Here is a 17265-nt window from a genome sequence, read left to right as displayed (position 1 = left end):
TTAGAGTGAGTGTTTAATGACCGAAAATCGGGTGATAAAATGAGCACGACCACTCCAACTCCAAGCAACGTAGTATTAGTTGGTAAAAAACCTGTAATGAACTATGTATTAGCAGCTCTAACTCTATTAAACCAAGGCGTACCAGAAATAGTAATCAAAGCTAGAGGAAGAGCAATAAGCAAAGCTGTAGATACAGTAGAGATAGTTAGAAACAGGTTCTTACCAGACAAGATAGAGATAAAGTCAATAGGAATAGGAAGCCAAGTAGTAACAAGCCAAGATGGAAGGCAGTCTAGAGTATCAACAATAGAAGTAACTATCAAGAAAAAGGCATAAGACTAATTTTTTAACATCTCTTTTCCTTCCACTACCTTTAATAAGGTTGGTAATGAATTAAGTTTTGATAGTAAATGTCACAGCCCGCATATAAGATAGAATTTGAAGGAAAAGCTAAAATAGGCCAAGTAATGGGAAATTTAACCTCGATACAATTAAAACCGGACGATTTTTCAAGTCCTTTATCATTACAAATGGCTTTATCTAGAATTTATAATGAATTAATGAAAGCTATGTCTCAAGGACCACAAACACACTATGTCGCAGATGTAAAATTTACTGATTCTTTAGGAAATCCAGTTTCAGTAGGAGTGGATTTTGGAGATAAAATTCCACCATTATCTAAACAAGACATAAAAGTAAAGATAACTATTGAATTTTATGATGAAGAATAGTCCTTCTTTTTAAATAATCTATTGACATTAAATATACATAGTCGTCGAAATTAGATAGTCTATATTCTAGGAAGTTAATATTGTTTATTAATCCAATTTTTTGCATATATCTTATAGCAGATAATGATACTTTCTTAGAAAAGAAAGGCTTTAGGATATCTAATGCTTCACTAAGGTTGAAATTATTGTAACCAAATTTTCTATACAATAGGAAATAAATAATTACCTCCCTCTTTTTTAGCCATCTCAAGATGATCACCTAAAGTCATTAGCCCGGTTAATCATCACTGCTCAGACCTTACGAGCTCACTTCATCCATTAGTATTTTAAGATTAAAGTTAAAAATACTCTTGTGCCCTACTCTGAAGGAAAATTCTGCTTTCCATTGGAAGTTAAAGAAATAAGAAAAGGAGATATTATAGTAGTAAAACCTGTAAGTGTTAAATCACTTGGAATTCAATTTGTCTTACCTTCGTTATCGTTAATAAGTGAATCATGCAATAGGCAAATTGATTCCTTAATTTGGATAGACGGCGTAAAAATTCATGGAAATGAGGAAGTAATCTTTGACGGAGGTAAAATTAAAGTAAAAGGGAAAATTAAGATAGAAAGTGCAGAATTCTTACCCGGCTATTCTTTAAAGAAACTACTTGACGATAAAGAGATTCTTATAAACAGTCCTGAGATCAATGGAATTCCAATAGTTAGCATAGAGAATTACCCACTGATATATATTAAGAGGACTAACGGAGAACTAAAAATTCATGTAAATTCAATTCATAGCACTATATTAGAACTAGCTTCTTTATCTCTTTATTATTACATATCGTCTGAATACTCAGATGAAATTTGAATTTCATCTAAAATCGATTCTTCTTTCCTCTTCTTAGATTGATACTCCTCTTGTGTTCCAGCTACTACGATTTCGTAAAGTACTGCCTTTTTACCGTTAACTGGTCTTAATATTCTACCTAATCTTTGAATGAACTGTCTTCTAGAGCTTGTGCCTGTAACTATTATTCCTACACTTGCGTCTGGAATATCTAAGCCTTCATCGCCTACTGTAGTCAAAGTGAGTACTCCGTTCTTCATATATTTAAATGTATCAAGAACTCTCTTTCTTTCATTTTTAGGCATTCTCCCAGATATTAATAATGTATTGAATCTTCTAGCTATCTCTTCTGCTTGATCTACATATTGAGTGAAAATTAGAATTTTCTTTCCTTTCTCTTTATCCAATATTTCTTCAATTTTAAGCATTTTATTTTCTGCAAAGTTTACCACTTTTTTAATCTCATTGTATACTTTTAATGCTTCAATAGCGTTATTATCACCGTTTTTTGCCAATACTATAAGTTCTTTCAATTTCCTATTCTTTGATAATACTTTATACTTATTAAGTAAAGTAAGATATTTCTTCCTCTCTTCAGCAGTTAAAAGAACCTTAATTTGAAGTATATCGTATGGGGCCAGATATCCTTTCTTTATCAACTCTTCTACGGGCTTATAATAAACTACACCTCCCATGAGTCTAAATAATTCCTCGTGTCGTCCATCTTCTCTATAAGGAGTTGCCGACAAAGCCAACCTTTTTGTTGCCAAAACTCCTAAGGCCACCTCCCTGAATTTATCTGCAGGCAAATGATGAGCTTCGTCTATTATTAATAAATCAAATTTATCACCCAACTCTTCAACATGTCTAAATGCTGTCTGATAGGTTGATAGAGTTATTTGCCTAATTTCTTTTTCATTACTGTAGTATAATCCGACCTCGGGTCTAACTGAAGAAAATTTCATAATAGTTTCTCTCCATTGTAGCATCTGTTCCCTAGTGAAAGTCACTATTAACGTAGGAACTCTTGTTTCTTCTATAGCCTTTATGCCTATTATAGTCTTTCCTGCCCCTGTGGGCAAAGCTATAACTCCACGATAATTATTTTCCTTCCACTTTTGTATTGCTTCAATTTGATAATCTCTTAAAGTTACATTTAATGAGAAATCAAATTTCCTATTAAATAATAAATTTAATTCCTTTACAATCAATCCATTCTCTATAAATAATTCCTTTAAATCATAATAGTAGTAAGGATAAGTCTCAAAAACCTTTTCTTGCCTATTATACTTTATTGGTATATCATCCTCACTTTTCTTAATGATGTCCATAATATAAACATGAGGTATAATTATCAATTTTCCGTTATTTAATGAGAATTCTATATCGTAAGTAGGAAGAAGCTTATGTAATTGCTTATATTCTTCTTCACTTAAGTTTATGCCTACTTCTTTTAACGTGTCTTTTATTTCTTCAGCTCTTACTCTATTTCTCCTAGCTCTCTCAATATCTATCACAAATTCTGAAACGTTATTTTCTCTACCTAAGAATCTCGCAAAGGTTAAGAGCTTTGAAAAAGTATCTTCATCCAGCCACTGCGTTAAGTAGAAAGTCTTCGAGAACATCTTTTATCACTTCGACGTAAACTACTCTTTCGTTAGTTAACTTATTATTAATGTAACCAACTAAATCAGTTATCTCATAAATAAAATAAGTATTACCGCCTTCATATTTAAAGACACCTATTAATCTCTTGTCGTCACATCGTTTAGCCGACATTAAATACGCTCCTTTTATATCACAGGAATAAGGATTTACGCGTAAAATAATTCCATCTCCGTTAGACAATGTTAGTCCTATGAATTCCTTACCTAAGTATTCTGCCTCAGAAATTCCATATTCTAAAGACTCCTTTAATCCTGAAAGCGGTAAGTATATTATATCCTTTATTTTCACAAGATTTAATTTACTGCATAATACCTTATTAAACATGCCAGCAATACTTGTCCTTACTACTATTTCTGGGCTAGAATCAGGGAAGAAATTAGCTAAAACTTTAGTAGAAGAAAGACTAGCTGCTTGCGTAAACATAGTTCCTTACGTTAAATCTACTTATAGATGGGAAGGAAAAGTCGTAGAAGATGACGAAAGTTTACTAGTTATAAAGACTGACTCTTCTGTTAAGGATAAAATAATAAAGAGAATTAAGGAACTTCACCCTTATGAATTGCCAGAAATAATTACCTTAGATGTTACAGGAGGTTTAGAAAATTATTTGAATTGGATTAAGGATAGTGTTCAACAATGAAAATAAAAGTTGATGATCAATTGATAGACAAACTTCAGAGATTAGCTTTAATTGAAATTAATGATAACGAAAAAGATATGATAAAAAATAATATATCAAAAATTCTAGAATTCTTTGATAAAATTAATGAACTCGACCTAGAGAACGTTGATCCGTTATTTCATCCTATACCTCATGGTAAATTAAGGAAGGATGAGATTAAAACTCCTCTAGATAGAGATTCAGCGTTACAAAATGTAAAAAGAAAGGAAAACGGATATATTGTAGGCCCCAGTACGGTGGAGTAAAATGATTGTCAGACTTGTAGAAGATTTGAAAAACAGAAATTTAGATCCTGAAGAATATGTAGCTAAAACATTTGAAAGAATTAATAAATCAGACAAGAAGATTAATGCATTTATTACCTTAAGGAACGAGGAAGAAGTAAAGAATGAAGTAAAGGAAAGTTTAAAGAAAGGAGGTAAGTTAGCAGGAGTTTTAATTGCCATAAAAGATGTAATTTCTACTAAAGGAATAAGAACTACATGTGCCTCAAAGATGCTAAGTGACTATATACCTCCTTATAATGCAACAGTTATAGAGAAACTGAAAGATGAAGGTGCAGTAATCATAGGAAAAACTAACATGGATGAATTTGCTATGGGATCTACAACGGAAACTAGTTATTTTGGACCTACAAGAAATCCTTGGGATTTGGAAAGGACTCCAGGAGGATCTTCAGGAGGTAGCGGTGCAGCATTAGCTGCAGGATATGTAGAATTAGCACTCGGTAGCGATACAGGCGGTTCAATTAGAGCTCCTGCAGCATTTACCGCAACTTTCGGTTTAAAGCCGTCTTACGGTACTGTAAGCAGATATGGACTTATAGCTTATGCAAATAGCTTAGAACAAGTAGGACCTATGGCTAAAAATGCAGAAGATCTTGGTTTACTATACTCTATAATAGCAGGAGAGGATGATAAGGATGCTACTACTATTAAATATTCTGTGGATAGTCCTCCAAGTGAAATATCTGTAAAAGGAATTAAAATAGGCATACTTAGCGATATTTTAGAGATGTCAGATAAAAGCATAGTAAGCGTCATTAAAAGCGCTATTGACAAATTATCTTCTGAAGGAGCAGTAATTGAAGAGACTAAATTAGGTAATGCGGAATATGCTCTGCCAGCATATTACATAATAGCGATGTCTGAGGCAAGTTCTAATTTAGCAAGATATGACGGAGTTAGATATGGATATAGTAAATATTTTGAAGGAAATTGGATACAAACGTTCAGTAAAAATAGGGAAGAAGGTTTTGGAATGGAAGTTAAGAGGAGAATATTGTTAGGTTCCTTTATTCTCAGTGCAGGTTATTATGAGGAATATTACATAAAGGCTTTAAAAGTGAGGAGACTAATAAAGAATAGCCTAGATCAATTGTTTAGTAAATATGATGTGTTATTATCACCTACAATGCCAATTTTACCTCCTAAAATAGGCGAAATGATCGATGATCCAATAAAGATGTATGCAATGGACGTCAATACCGTAATAGCTAATTTGGCAGCGATTCCTGCAATTTCGATTCCTGCAGGATTCTATAATAACCTTCCTGTAGGGCTCCAAATGATGGGCAGATATTTATCAGATACTATGTTAATAGGCACATCTATAAATATAGAAAAGATAATAAATATGCACGACTTAACTGCACCTATTGTATAAGGTTTTTTAAATCGGATGTACTTATTTTAAACTGACTATTATGGTTGTCTCAACGTTAAAGATAGATACTTTAAGCAGAATAATGGAGGAGATGGAGAAAGAGAAGTATCACATAATAGGAAATCACAGTGCATATAAGAAATGTCATTGGACTCATGAAGCATTAACAGAAGGAAGGTATTGTTATAAAGGAAAATTCTATGGAATTGAAAGCCACAGATGCGTTCAAATGACACCAACCGCTGCATGGTGCTGGTTTAGATGCATACATTGCTGGAGACTTGAACCAGAAGATATTGGCTTAGAATGGGATGAAACTAAGTTACCAATAACAGACGATCCAGAATATATTGCAGAGAAGAGTATTGAAGAGCATAAGAAGGCAGTATCAGGATACCTAGGAAGGCAAGGTGTAGATCCTAATATTGCAAAAGAAGCAATGAAACCTGCACACGTAGCTATAAGCTTAACGGGAGAACCAACACTATATGATAGACTGGGAGAATTAATTCATGAATACCATAAGAAAGGATTAACTACATTCCTAGTAACTAGCGGGATTAGACCAGACGTTCTAGCTAGTTTAGACGAAGAACCTACTCAACTCTTTGTATCAATACAGGCACCAAATGAGAGAAAGCATAAGCTAATAAATAGACCTATAGTGGCAAATTCTTGGAATTTGTTCTTAAAAACTCTCGAAATCTTGCCTAGCTTCAGCTCTCCCACTGTAATTAGAATGACAATGATAAAAGGTTTTAACATGAGTGAAGAAGATGCTAAAGATTTTGCAAAATTAATCGAAATGGCTATGCCAACTTATATCGAAGTTAAAGCTTACATGCATGTAGGACCTTCAACTTTGAGGCTAAGCAGAGATGCTATGCCCAGACATTCGGAAGTAAGAGAGTTCGCTAAACTAATGGAAAAGTATACTGGATATAAGATTATTTCAGAGCATGTACCCAGTAGAATTGTTCTATTAAGTAAACTGGATAAACCTATACAGATAGGTAATGCATGGAGTAATAAATGGAACTGGGAAACTAAAGATATTGAAGATGATATACACGGAGAATATGCTGAAGCAGAGCTAGGTTCAGGTAATAATCAATGCTAGCTGAAATTTGTACATTAAGTAAGATAATAAATTTAGTAAAAGAAAAAGGAGAAGTAACTCAACAACTTTTGGCAAAAGAGTTCAATATTTCTCAACAATCTGTATCCAGAAAATTAAAAGAATTAGAAGATGCTGATTTGATAATTAGAATTGAGACTAAAGATGGAGAAATAATAAGGCTTACAGAAAAGGGCGAAAAATTACTTTTAGATTGTCTAAATGAAATATCGTCCGCAATATCGTTCCAACATGAGATAAGAATTAAAGGAAAAGCTACATCGGGTTTAGGAGAAGGTAAACTATTTCTCTCTTTACCATATTATGAGAATTCTTTTAAAAAATTTCTAGGATTTACTCCGTACCCTGGAACATTAAATATAGTTATTTATGATAGAATTTCGTTTGAAAACAGATTACGTTTGGACACGTCAAGGTATATAAACATTCCAGAATATAGAGATGAGAACAGAGTTCTGGGTGCAGTAAAAGCTTATCCCGCAAGAATAAACGATCTTGAACCTGCAGCAATTGTCATACCTCTGAGAACTACTCATCCCAAGAGTGTAATAGAGGTAATTTCACCTTATTTTTTGAGAGAAAAACTTTCCCTTAAAGATGGGGATGAAGTATTAATAGAAGCTTTAATTTAAGATTTACAATATCTGGATATAATCTCGTTTATTATCGAAGTAGTACTACTATGTTTCCATTTATTTACCCTTTCTGGCATCCTAACTATTTCAGCATTTATACCCCTTTTTTCTAAGTCCTTCTTAAATTCCTCTATATTGACATGTTGATCTGGACCTAGGAAAATTATATCTGGTTTAACTCTTTCAACGCTCTTGATAAAGTCCTTCTCATCCCCTAAAAATGCATCATAAACATATCTAATATTTTTTACAACTTCCAGTCTCTGCTCTTCATCGTTTATAGGTTTTCTTCCCTTAATTTTTTCAGAATTCTTATCTCTAGCTACAGATACGTAAACTCTTCCTAATCTTGAAGCTTCTCTTAAGAATTCTATGTGACCTGGATGTATTATATCAAACGTTCCACCTACAAACACCTTTTTTGATATATCAGAATCTGGATCCTTATTAGTACTGATAAGTATTGCATCCAATAAGCCTTCCGCATATGCAATATCCACTATTGCAGTCTCTACGTCGCCCTTATCCAAATAATATTTAGCGTCTTCAGTGTACTGTCTAGCTAAATCTATAATCTTCTGATATTCTTGTATGTTAATTTTTGATAATCTATCGTTCATTCCTTTAATATATTTAATTACTCTATCTTTTAGCGAAGACATTTCAAAGCTTCAACCTCCATATAATGAAGATTTCTAGACGGAACAATTATAATGTGAGGTGGATCTTTATATTTATATTCTATTGCTTCGCTTACTGTTAAAGCTTTAACTTCCTCATCCTCGCAGCCTAATCTTTGGCCCACAATTATCTGCATATCTGGCGTTATAATCCCTTCCTTTTTTATTCCTTCCATTTTTAATAGGAGCGAAATTGCATCGCTTGCAGCCATAGGCTTTCCTTCTTTCAAATCTAGATAAAGAATTGTATGGAGTCCTCTAGAAGAGTTATCCTTTATAACCTCATAAGGAGTAGTATCAATAATTCCATTATATGGATATACAACTGTAACAGATCTACCGAATTTATATGAAGATAACATAGATTTTGAAATTATATAACAATGTACCGAAATTCCAGGAACTACAAATATATTATATCCTTTAGATTTTGCCTCTGTAGCTAAACTCACGTGAGTTGTTGCTATCATTGGATCTCCTACAGTAGCTATGCCTACAGATTTGCCTTCACCTAAGAGTTTCATTATGTCCCTTGAATTGTTTTCAAGAACATTCCTATCTGCAAGAATAATCTGCCTTTGTAATAATTTTTCTAGATAGTCTTTATTTATATCACAAGAAAGAGAAGTATAAGAATCAAGATATAAAACATCAACTTTTTTCATTACGTCTATTGAAGCTTGAGTAAGAAATTTTTTAGCCAAACCTAAGCCTATAAAGTAGAGCATTTTGCATATTTATATTAATGAGATATAAAAGGTGTTTGAAATGATTGAAATCGAGAAGGGGGTTTACATTGAAGGAGATATACCAGCAGTATACATTAAAAGTATTGATACTGCAGTAATTTCAGATGTTCATATAGGTTATGAAGAAGAAATGGCTAGGAAAGGAATTTTTTTACCTAGAGTACAGAAGAAAAAATTTTTAGATGTTGTAAATAAAGTAGTTAAAGAATTTAATACATATAATATAATAGTTGATGGAGATTTTAAACATATATTCAATGGACTAGGAAGACAAGAAAAGGAAGATTTGATTTCTGCACTTTCTCAAATAAAAGACCTAGGAATTAAGTTAACATTGATAAGAGGAAACCATGATAACTACATTTCTCTAGTAACAGATAAGTTTGATATAGAAATAAGAGATGAATTACAAGTCGATAACATGATAATTTTTCATGGGCATAAAGATGTAGAACCTAGAGAGAACACTATTTATATAATAGGACATGAACATCCTAGAATCTCCCTTAGAGATAAATTAGGTTTCTCAAGGAAACTACAAGCATTTTTAATTGTACCTTTAAAAAATGGATCAAAAGTTTTAATCTTACCCTCTATCGGAAGTTATCAAGCGGGTAATGATATTTCATTAATTCATAATAATTATATGAGCCCGATAGTAAGGAATTATGGTATTTTAGAGGAAGCTAAGCCTTATGTGATAATTGAAGGAGAAGGGATAATGGAGTTCCCAAAATTAGAGCTTTTAAAGAATATTGTAGTTTAAATATGGGTTTATAAATGAGTATATAAGATATTTATATTGGTGATTTGAATCTCTAACTCCATTACTTATAAACCAATTATAAGCATAGAAAATATTGTAGCTACGGTTACTCTAGATCAACAACTAGATTTATACGCAATGGAAAGAAGTGTACCTAATGTTGAATATGATCCAGATCAGTTCCCAGGATTAATATTTAGACTTGAAAGCCCCAAGGTTACTTCTCTCATATTTAAATCTGGTAAGATGGTAGTGACTGGAGCAAAGAGCACTGAAGAGTTGATAAAAGCTGTAAAAAGGATAATAAAGACTTTGAAGAAATATGGAATAAAAATAACCGGAAAACCGAAAATACAGATACAAAACATTGTAGCTTCAGCTAACATGCACGTTCATGTTAATTTAGATAAAGCTGCGTTCTTACTTGAGAATAACATGTATGAACCAGAGCAATTCCCAGGATTAATATTCAGAATGGATGACCCAAGAGTAGTACTTCTGATTTTTAGTAGTGGAAAGATGGTAATAACTGGAGCAAAGAGAGAAGAAGAAGTATACAAAGCAGTAAAGAAAATATTCGATAAATTAAATGAGTTAGACTGTATAAAGCCCATAGAAGAGGAAGAAGAATTAGAAATATAAACATCTTTTTCTTACTCATTCTTATGCTAAAGCATAATAAATACGTTTACGTGGACACAGGAAAATATTTCATAAAAGTAAGAGTTCTAAAAAATAGGGATGAGAATTCTCCAGACTCATATATAGTAATAGGAAGGAATATTAGAAAACCTAGAAATGCACTAGTTAAAAAACTAGAAGATTTACCTATAGAAGTTAGAGATAAAGTCGGTAAATTAAGCTGAATTAAATTTGTATTTTTCCATTAAATTGAGCAGTATGTAAGCAAAAATTAATATCATTGAGGAAATTGTTAAAGTATAAAATGACTGGAATTGAATTATATAAATTCCTTCTTCCAAGTTTTTTAATACATCTGTTATAATATAATATGAAATTATTATTGCACTAATTTTTATAATTTCATGAAACAATTTTATACTTTTATCTAATGCACTCGATAGCGCCTTAGCTCCCAGTAATATTAAAACGCTAAACGTAATATACGGTAACATAGAAGAGATGACTGTAGAAACTACATATATACTATTGCCTTTAATAGAAATAAATGTAAAATACCCATTAATAAGAGATATTGCAAAAGATATTGAAGAAAGTAATGCCGCTATTACCATTATTGTAGAGTTTTCCCACCACTTTTCCATCATATCGTCTAAGCTGAATCCCCTAATTATCATAGCGCTGCCAATAAGAATAGTGATAACTGGTACTATATACGAAATTAAACCTAAGACCTCCAGAATTCCTACGGCAAAAAGTATTCCGCCCGGCACTCCTAAAAAAATCCTTGAATATCTCGGTTCGTTTAAGATCTTTCTAAGATATTTACCTAAAAGGATATAAGTCTCTTCCACACCTCTATGTTGCTCTACTATAACTCTTTGTACTCCAGAAATTTTCAACCTAGATTGTATTATGGGTAATGCCTTAGCGTCTTCTGGGCTATCATAAACAATTATGCCATCTTGTGGATTCAACTCTTTTATTATCTCGTCTAACTGTGATGATATCTTTCTTTGAGCATCTAATCCTCCTTTCTGAGAGCCTGCAAAAAATACTATTTCGACGTCTTGTCCTTCTTTTTTCATCTTCCTGTATATATTATAGGCAACTATCATTGAATTAAAGTCCGAATCGTCTGCCATAATTTCCGATGCTTTATCTATAGCTTCTTTAACGCTAGCCTCTCCTATCACTGGAGATTGAATACCTGCTAAGCTTAAATCGTCATCTATATCAATATATATTATTATTGTCTTTGCCATCTTCCTTATCATTTTCGCCATAAAGTATTAAAAGTTCCTCAAAAGTGAGCCTCTGGCCCGACTTTAGTTTATCTTCTGCAATCTTCTTTTTCTTCTCTATAATTTCTTCCCTGCTTGGTCTTTGTGTAGTTTCTACTTTCTCTCCTTTTAACTGCTTTATATATTTCTCGATCTCTGTATTCTTTTCCTTTATCTGATTATTTACATTGCCTATCTTATTTCTGGTTTCTTCTATTTGCTTGTTTATTTCATCAATCTCTTTTTTAGTCTTCTCTCTATCTTCCTTTAATGAGTTTAATATATTCCTTTTCTGAGATAACTCAGTAACTATGCTTGCTATTTGTTGTCTTATCGTTGATAATTCTATTCTTTTAGCTAAATATTCAGCTCTTTCTAATGTTCCCTTCTCCTTAATTTCAAGCATCTTCCTCGCTTCTCCAAGCTTTTTCTCTAATTCTGCGATTTTTTGCACAATTCTCTTCTCCTCATCTAAAGGTAATGAAGAAGTTTGTAATCTCCATTCCAAACTTTGTATTCTCCTTTCTATAGCATCTATATCTAAGCCTTGCGTTTTCTGAAGTATAGACTTTATTTCATCAAACTGTTTTCTCATTCCTTGAATTTCCTGTAATAATTGCTGCCTCCTATCTTTGAGCTTCTTTAATTCCTCTAGTCTAAGCGAAAATTCATTCCTCACAGTATCTATTTGAGATCTAATTCCTTTAATCTTCTCTATTTTTTCTAGTTTCTTTTGTTTTAATTTATTCAAATCTTCTAAAGCTTGCGCTTTTTCTTGTTTTAACTTAGAAATTTCATCTTTTACTTCAGCTATTTTCTTATAAATAGCTTCTTCTGCACTACTAGTAGCCGAATTACTCATCGCAATGGTATTAGGATATCTTATTAATAATTTTTCTCCTAATTATTCTGCAATAGATTATGTTAAATAGTGAACCCTCTTCTACTGTAGATTTGACTTTTAAATATAAAGTGCACATAATTCTTAATCCCAATCTCGTATTACTTACGTAAAAAATTACGTGGGTATTATTACAGTATAATATAAACGTATGGTTTGCATAACTTTTGCTTATGAGAAAAGTAAGAATTATTGAACTTGGACATTTTTATAGGTACACTTTGAAAAATAAGTGGCTCATTAAAATTGAAAATAAAGATACTAATTTTACGAAAATTGATCCTATAGGCTTTGTGACACTTGATGAAAATAAACAGAGAGTAGGTAAAATTTTAGATATTATAGGCAATGTTAATTCGCCTTATGCATTAGTAGAGCCTTTCCCTCATTATAATCCACCAAAGGAAGTTTACTTAGAGTTAGTAGAAAAGGCGAGGAAAAAATGAGGTGCCCAGTTTGTTCTTCTGAAGATATAAGATATGATACAGAAAGAGGACAATACATATGCGCTAACTGTGGAGCAGTACTGGAAGATGAGGTAATAGACCAAGGACCTGAATGGAGAGCTTACAATTACCAAGATAGATTAGAAAGAGAAAGAATAGGTTCTCCGTTAACTTTGAAAGTTCATGATCAAGGACTCTCGACTAGAATAGGCTATGATAAAGTGAAAGATAGAATAAAATTAATGAAAATGCAAAAATTACAAAATAGGATTAGAGTCTCGTCTAAAGATAAGAAACTAGTTACATATCTTTCAATGCTTAATAGCGAAGCATCGAAGCTAGATTTGCCAGAACACGTAAAGGAGACTGCCGCATTCATACTGAGAAGGCTAGTTGAAAATGGTCTGGCAAAAAGAATAGATTCTTATGCGTTGGTTGCTGCGGTGCTTTATTATTCGTGCCAAGTAAATAACATACCCAGATACTTGCAAGAGATTAAAACTAGGTATTCTCTCTCTTCTAGCGAATTATGGAAAGCCTTAGAAAGAGTTCATAAAGTATCAAAGCAATTACAGAGCTTTAAGCCTAAAATTAAACCAGTAGAATATATTCCAAAGATCGTGGAAAAACTTAGTTTACCGCAACTTGTAGCTACTAAGTCTGCGGAGGTAGTAAATATTATGTACAAGAGTGGTTTAACTAGTGGGAAAGGTTATTTAGCATTAAGCGCCGCTGCAGTATACTTAGTAAGCACTTTAATGGATGTTAAAAAGACGCAGAAGGAAATAGCTGACTCTTTAAATATTACAGAAGTAACAATAAGAAACAGATATAAAGAAATTATCAAAAATTTCGATATTGAAGTAAGTTTATAAACAAATCTAATAGCAAAGTAATTAAACTCTAAACTATATATTATATATTTGGCTATAGGTGATTCTTGATGGAATCAAATATATCAAGTTATGAGAATTTAATACAAGAAAAGATACTAGAAAAAGGTAATGAAGGTATATCACAACAAGAATTAGCTAGATCTGTAGGTTTATCTACAAGAGAATTAAGCATGATTGTTAAAAAACTTATTGAAAAGAAACTCGTTGTTAAAAAAACAGTGAAAGAGAATGGGAAGAGTGTAGTGAAGCTCTTTGCAATTAAGTCCCAGTCAATTAATAATGATATTTATATAAATTTAGATAATATTAAAGATATCCCGTGCTTCTCTTGTAAGCTTCTTTATAAGTGTAATAATGGGGCACATGTAAATCCCGGATCTTGCAATAAATTATCTGAATGGATACTATACCTTGTTGGATAAGGCTTTTATACATTCTAGCACATCATCAAAGTTTTTAGAAGTCTTTATTCCTTTTGGACTGAAATGAGTTGGTGAAGCTTCTCCTAAGCACTCTATCTCCTTTTCTCTTGATGGCACATTTATTTTATATTTTGAAGATATAAATTCCAAGTTATAGTATCCAGGTGGGTATTTAATTTCTTGAGAAATTTTATTTAGGAGTATAGAAATTGCCTCAAAATTTTTTACATAGGAAAATTTTTGCAGAGAACTAATCATTTTATTTATGAACTCACTGTCATTTGTTTTACCTAGCCATACTGGTCCAGAAATTTTAAGCTTACTGCCGCATCTAGGACATTTTTCTATCAAATCTTTTGAAGATCCAGAAAAACCACATTTATCGCATTCATAGAAGTATCCTAATTTTTCTAAACTCTCGTCAGCTCTCTTAGCTCCTCTATTTACCTTTAATATTACTCTGTAATAGTAATCATTATAAAAAGCTAATAACGGCTCTACTGCTTTTTCTAGAATTGCAGCTTCTCTAACTATCTTAGAGATTAAAACTCTTATACCTACTTCTTTGGAAAAACTTAGCTTGGAATTATTTACATCGTATTTTCTTTTACAGGATTTTTTTGCACTACCTTCTAAAGGTGCTAAATCTGTAGCTGTGTACGCTACATATCCGCCGTTTTTTACTGCATTGATTGAAGATAAGATAAAAGGTGAAGGAGAGCCGAACGGATCTATATCTACATAGTCTGCTATGACTTCATATAATAAGGAATTTGCGTCTCTATTAGTCACTTTAGCAACTTTTACTCCGTTTCTTTCTACGTTCTTGCTTATTAAATCTACGGAAATTTTACTCTTATCGTTAAATATTATTTCATCTATTGTAGAATTGGATTCTAAATAATATCTTATACCTCTGATGCCCGATGCAGATAAAGCATCAATAATATACTTAGGTGATATTGCGGATACTGCTATAACACTTATGTCTCTATTAAATATCATCTTAGGATTGTAAAATACTGGAGCCCAAGAAGGATCGAATTTACCATTCTTTTCATATTCCTTTGGATCAGGCACAAGTATCCTAGCTTTTCCTTCTTCAATCTCCATTAATCTCATATTTCAAGTCATCTAAATTCTGATCTAAATATACTTTGAAGCCATCTTTTTCTAATTCTCTAGCTCTACTGTTAGACTTGGAAATAACTATCATGTTTAAGTTAAATTCTTCTGCTATTTTATTTGCTTCTTGAATCTTTTTTATAGAATTCTCTGGGTTTCTTGATTCTAAAGCTACTATTAGTTTCTTTGAGTTATTTGAAGCTATTATGTCAATTGCAGTGAATTTAAGTGTAGCAACTTTGAACCCTTCAGATTCTAAAATGCTTATTAGTTTATGATCCTTATCTACAATGACGGTATCATCAACACGATAAGTTTCACAAACATCGCCTATGATTTCTGGGCCGAAAATGTCTATAAGTCTCTCGGCAATCTCAATTGATACGTCAGAATCTCCGTTCTCATAATCGTAAATAGTTTTCCTAGATACTCCTAGCATCTTTGCAACGTCTCCCATACTATAATTCATTTCTCTCATTTTTTGCCTTAATATGTCTGGCCTTATTTTAACAAACATTCCTCCTCGAGTCCTATAAACGAATATCTTATCTCCTTCCAATAATCTTTCGAATCCAAATAATGATAAACCTATTACTTTATCTTTCTCTATGGCTATATCTTCTTCTGTCTCATCAGTAATTATTAAAGGAACGCTTTCAGTAAGAGAAGAGAAATTCTTTAAATCAGTTATTTCGTCTTTTCCTATCTTATCTGAGGAAGTTTTAACTACCAATTTCTTCCTTGTTTTAGAGCCTTTCTTAAACTCTACTATTATATCTATAGATTTCCTATTTTTCTCTGGATAATTTATAATAGTATAATTCAGACCTTCATCTTCTAATATCCTAATAACATCGTTAATCTTAATAGCCATTTTAGATTCCTTCATCAAATTCACTATTAGCTGAAAACAATATATTACTACTGAGAGTTATAAAGATTAATGTTTTATATTGCCTTAATAAGCTCTCTACATCTACAGTATTTAAAATAGTCTTATCTTCTTCCTTCCTATTTAAGATTAAACTAACCGCCTTTTTATCCCACTCAGAACCTTCCAAAGAGAACTGTCCTGGTTCAGGCAATTTTATAATTAATATAGGAAGCTTGATCAACGACCATAAATAAAGGGGAACTTTAGAAGAAAAATCCTTAACTTCATTCAAGTTTAACTCATGATAAAAACCGTTATTTAATTTAATCTTATTTTTTCCATCAAGTGCTTCTCTTAAAGTAACTCTCTCTGCAGGAGAGCTTCCAAAAATTTCCTTTAAACCGAGTTCTAAGATTTTATCAAACATTTATCCCTTAAACCTCGCTAAAACCATTGCATGGTCTTTATCATAAGGGTCTAGATTTATTACTTGTCTAACTTCAAAATTGTTCTTTTCAAGTTTAGATGCCTCCTCCTTGAATATATCTTCCGGATTTCTTGTAACATCAATGCTTCTTGCTTTTATGGCTAAGAGTAAATTGCCATCTTCTTTCAAGAATATTTTAGCATTATAAATTGCTATATCTGTCTGATCAGGTTGTGCAATATCTACATAAAGCACATCCGTATTCTCGACTAATGGCATATAGCTTTGAGGAAATCTTGCATCTGCTAATATTGGAAATAAATTAGGTCTTCTTTGAGCAACTAATATAAGCTCCCTCACGACTCTAGGTGAAAATTCTACTCCATAAACTTTACCTTCCTTCTCTACTATGTCTGAAACATGACTAGGTGTAGTCCCAGACGCTGCACCTAAATATAATACTTTCACTCCTTTTTTAACAGGATTTTCTTTTAATCCCTTTAATATAGCTCCTGCAAGCTTGCTCCTAAAGGCATTCCATTCCCTATATTCTACTCCGTTATATTTAATTAATCTCTCTCCGTAAACTGAATATCCTGGAGCAAGATTTTTAGTACATAACCTAGTAGTTCCGTCTTCGTATTCACATTCAAATACATTCTCCATTTTAGTTTCTTTTACGGTTTTTATACTTTCAGACATT

At 32.2% G+C, this 17265-nt stretch carries 25 protein-coding genes; 14 read left to right on the top strand and 11 right to left on the bottom strand.

The window, feature by feature from the left end; translation table 11 throughout:
* The first annotated feature begins 39 nt into the window (after positions 1-39).
* Complete coding sequence (gene albA / locus HS5_RS14230; protein WP_236752013.1) at positions 40-336, top strand: DNA-binding protein Alba; 297 nt, start codon at positions 40-42, stop codon at positions 334-336.
* 74 nt (positions 337-410) lie between these two features.
* Entirely contained in the window at positions 411-731 is a 321-nt protein-coding gene (locus HS5_RS14225; RefSeq protein ID WP_236752012.1) for a hypothetical protein, read from the top strand.
* Here the strand turns inward: HS5_RS14225 and HS5_RS14220 are convergent.
* On the bottom strand, positions 706-990 hold the full coding sequence (locus tag HS5_RS14220) for a hypothetical protein (protein WP_236752011.1): 285 nt from the start codon (positions 988-990) through the stop codon (positions 706-708). The genes HS5_RS14225 and HS5_RS14220 overlap by 26 nt on opposite strands.
* 93 nt (positions 991-1083) lie before the next feature.
* On the opposite strand from HS5_RS14220, the gene HS5_RS14215 reads away from it, so the two are divergent.
* Positions 1084-1584, top strand: coding sequence for a hypothetical protein (locus HS5_RS14215; RefSeq protein WP_236752010.1), 501 nt, complete (start codon positions 1084-1086; stop codon positions 1582-1584).
* Here HS5_RS14215 and HS5_RS14210 read toward each other — a convergent pair.
* A complete protein-coding gene (locus HS5_RS14210; RefSeq protein WP_236752009.1) occupies positions 1551-3188 on the bottom strand; it encodes a DEAD/DEAH box helicase in 1638 nt (545 codons plus the stop codon). The genes HS5_RS14215 and HS5_RS14210 overlap by 34 nt on opposite strands.
* Positions 3148-3519, bottom strand: coding sequence for a hypothetical protein (locus HS5_RS14205; RefSeq protein WP_236752008.1), 372 nt, complete (start codon positions 3517-3519; stop codon positions 3148-3150). Before HS5_RS14205 ends, HS5_RS14210 begins: the two co-directional genes overlap by 41 nt.
* A gap of 34 nt (positions 3520-3553) precedes the next feature.
* On the opposite strand from HS5_RS14205, the gene cutA reads away from it, so the two are divergent.
* Genes cutA through HS5_RS14180 form a run of 5 tightly spaced genes read left to right on the top strand, consistent with a single transcriptional unit; the run spans position 3554 to position 7348 of the window.
* Positions 3554-3871 (top strand): divalent-cation tolerance protein CutA, encoded by a 318-nt coding sequence (cutA, locus tag HS5_RS14200; protein ID WP_236752007.1) that lies wholly within the window; start codon positions 3554-3556, stop codon positions 3869-3871.
* On the top strand, positions 3868-4158 hold the full coding sequence (gatC, locus tag HS5_RS14195; RefSeq protein ID WP_236752006.1) for an Asp-tRNA(Asn) amidotransferase subunit GatC: 291 nt from the start codon (positions 3868-3870) through the stop codon (positions 4156-4158). The genes cutA and gatC overlap by 4 nt, the downstream gene beginning before the upstream one ends.
* 1 nt (position 4159) lies before the next feature.
* Entirely contained in the window at positions 4160-5578 is a 1419-nt protein-coding gene (gene gatA, locus HS5_RS14190; RefSeq protein WP_236752005.1) for an Asp-tRNA(Asn)/Glu-tRNA(Gln) amidotransferase subunit GatA, read from the top strand.
* A 40-nt stretch (positions 5579-5618) separates the two neighbouring features.
* On the top strand, positions 5619-6698 hold the full coding sequence (gene twy1 / locus HS5_RS14185; RefSeq protein WP_236752004.1) for a 4-demethylwyosine synthase TYW1: 1080 nt from the start codon (positions 5619-5621) through the stop codon (positions 6696-6698).
* A complete protein-coding gene (locus tag HS5_RS14180; protein WP_236752003.1) occupies positions 6692-7348 on the top strand; it encodes a CTP-dependent riboflavin kinase in 657 nt (218 codons plus the stop codon). Before twy1 ends, HS5_RS14180 begins: the two co-directional genes overlap by 7 nt.
* Here the strand turns inward: HS5_RS14180 and HS5_RS14175 are convergent.
* Positions 7345-8013: a cytidylyltransferase family protein gene (locus tag HS5_RS14175; RefSeq protein ID WP_236752002.1), complete on the bottom strand. Its 669-nt coding sequence runs from the start codon at positions 8011-8013 to the stop codon at positions 7345-7347. The genes HS5_RS14180 and HS5_RS14175 overlap by 4 nt on opposite strands.
* Positions 8001-8759, bottom strand: a complete 759-nt coding sequence (gene dph5, locus HS5_RS14170) for a diphthine synthase (RefSeq protein WP_236752001.1) — start codon at positions 8757-8759, stop codon at positions 8001-8003. The genes HS5_RS14175 and dph5 overlap by 13 nt, the downstream gene beginning before the upstream one ends.
* A 40-nt stretch (positions 8760-8799) precedes the next feature.
* Here dph5 and HS5_RS14165 point away from each other — a divergent pair, with 40 nt between their 5' ends.
* The 3 genes from HS5_RS14165 to HS5_RS14155 all read left to right on the top strand — a co-directional run bounded on the left by HS5_RS14165 (position 8800) and on the right by HS5_RS14155 (position 10412).
* Positions 8800-9546 carry a metallophosphoesterase gene (locus HS5_RS14165; RefSeq protein WP_236752000.1) on the top strand — a complete coding sequence of 249 codons (747 nt, stop codon included), beginning with the start codon at positions 8800-8802 and terminating at the stop codon, positions 9544-9546.
* A gap of 75 nt (positions 9547-9621) precedes the next feature.
* The gene (locus tag HS5_RS14160) at positions 9622-10188 is read left to right on the top strand and encodes a TATA-box-binding protein (RefSeq protein ID WP_256445595.1); all 567 of its coding nucleotides are present in this window, start codon (positions 9622-9624) and stop codon (positions 10186-10188) included.
* Positions 10189-10211: 23 nt separating this feature from the next.
* Complete coding sequence (locus HS5_RS14155) at positions 10212-10412, top strand: DUF5622 domain-containing protein (protein WP_236751999.1); 201 nt, start codon at positions 10212-10214, stop codon at positions 10410-10412.
* On the opposite strand, the gene HS5_RS14150 is transcribed toward HS5_RS14155, so the two are convergent.
* The gene (locus tag HS5_RS14150; protein ID WP_236751998.1) at positions 10404-11453 is read right to left on the bottom strand and encodes a DUF373 family protein; all 1050 of its coding nucleotides are present in this window, start codon (positions 11451-11453) and stop codon (positions 10404-10406) included. The two genes, HS5_RS14155 and HS5_RS14150, sit on opposite strands and share 9 nt — an antisense overlap.
* Positions 11425-12333 (bottom strand): hypothetical protein, encoded by a 909-nt coding sequence (locus HS5_RS14145; RefSeq protein ID WP_236751997.1) that lies wholly within the window; start codon positions 12331-12333, stop codon positions 11425-11427. Before HS5_RS14145 ends, HS5_RS14150 begins: the two co-directional genes overlap by 29 nt.
* 212 nt (positions 12334-12545) lie before the next feature.
* On the opposite strand from HS5_RS14145, the gene HS5_RS14140 reads away from it, so the two are divergent.
* The 3 genes from HS5_RS14140 (at position 12546) to HS5_RS14130 (ending at position 14136) form a co-directional block, all read left to right on the top strand.
* Complete coding sequence (locus tag HS5_RS14140; protein ID WP_236751996.1) at positions 12546-12818, top strand: Gar1/Naf1 family protein; 273 nt, start codon at positions 12546-12548, stop codon at positions 12816-12818.
* Entirely contained in the window at positions 12815-13693 is an 879-nt protein-coding gene (locus HS5_RS14135) for a transcription initiation factor IIB family protein (RefSeq protein ID WP_236751995.1), read from the top strand. The genes HS5_RS14140 and HS5_RS14135 overlap by 4 nt, the downstream gene beginning before the upstream one ends.
* A gap of 68 nt (positions 13694-13761) precedes the next feature.
* Complete coding sequence (locus HS5_RS14130) at positions 13762-14136, top strand: winged helix-turn-helix domain-containing protein (protein WP_236751994.1); 375 nt, start codon at positions 13762-13764, stop codon at positions 14134-14136.
* Here HS5_RS14130 and HS5_RS14125 read toward each other — a convergent pair.
* The 4 genes from HS5_RS14125 to HS5_RS14110 are packed head-to-tail and all read right to left on the bottom strand — an operon-like array spanning position 14119 to position 17264.
* Entirely contained in the window at positions 14119-15258 is a 1140-nt protein-coding gene (locus tag HS5_RS14125) for a tRNA (guanine(26)-N(2))-dimethyltransferase (protein ID WP_236751993.1), read from the bottom strand. The two genes, HS5_RS14130 and HS5_RS14125, sit on opposite strands and share 18 nt — an antisense overlap.
* Positions 15239-16150, bottom strand: coding sequence for a helix-turn-helix domain-containing protein (locus HS5_RS14120; RefSeq protein WP_236751992.1), 912 nt, complete (start codon positions 16148-16150; stop codon positions 15239-15241). Before HS5_RS14120 ends, HS5_RS14125 begins: the two co-directional genes overlap by 20 nt.
* Positions 16137-16562, bottom strand: a complete 426-nt coding sequence (locus tag HS5_RS14115) for a DUF61 family protein (protein ID WP_236751991.1) — start codon at positions 16560-16562, stop codon at positions 16137-16139. Before HS5_RS14115 ends, HS5_RS14120 begins: the two co-directional genes overlap by 14 nt.
* Entirely contained in the window at positions 16563-17264 is a 702-nt protein-coding gene (locus tag HS5_RS14110; RefSeq protein ID WP_236751990.1) for a fibrillarin-like rRNA/tRNA 2'-O-methyltransferase, read from the bottom strand.
* Position 17265 lies beyond the last annotated feature (1 nt).

It is taken from the genome of Acidianus sp. HS-5 (assembly GCF_021655615.1).
Lineage (GTDB): Archaea > Thermoproteota > Thermoprotei_A > Sulfolobales > Sulfolobaceae > Acidianus.
The sequence above is the reverse complement of the archived record's forward strand: the minus strand, read 5'-3'. Positions and strand labels throughout refer to the sequence as shown.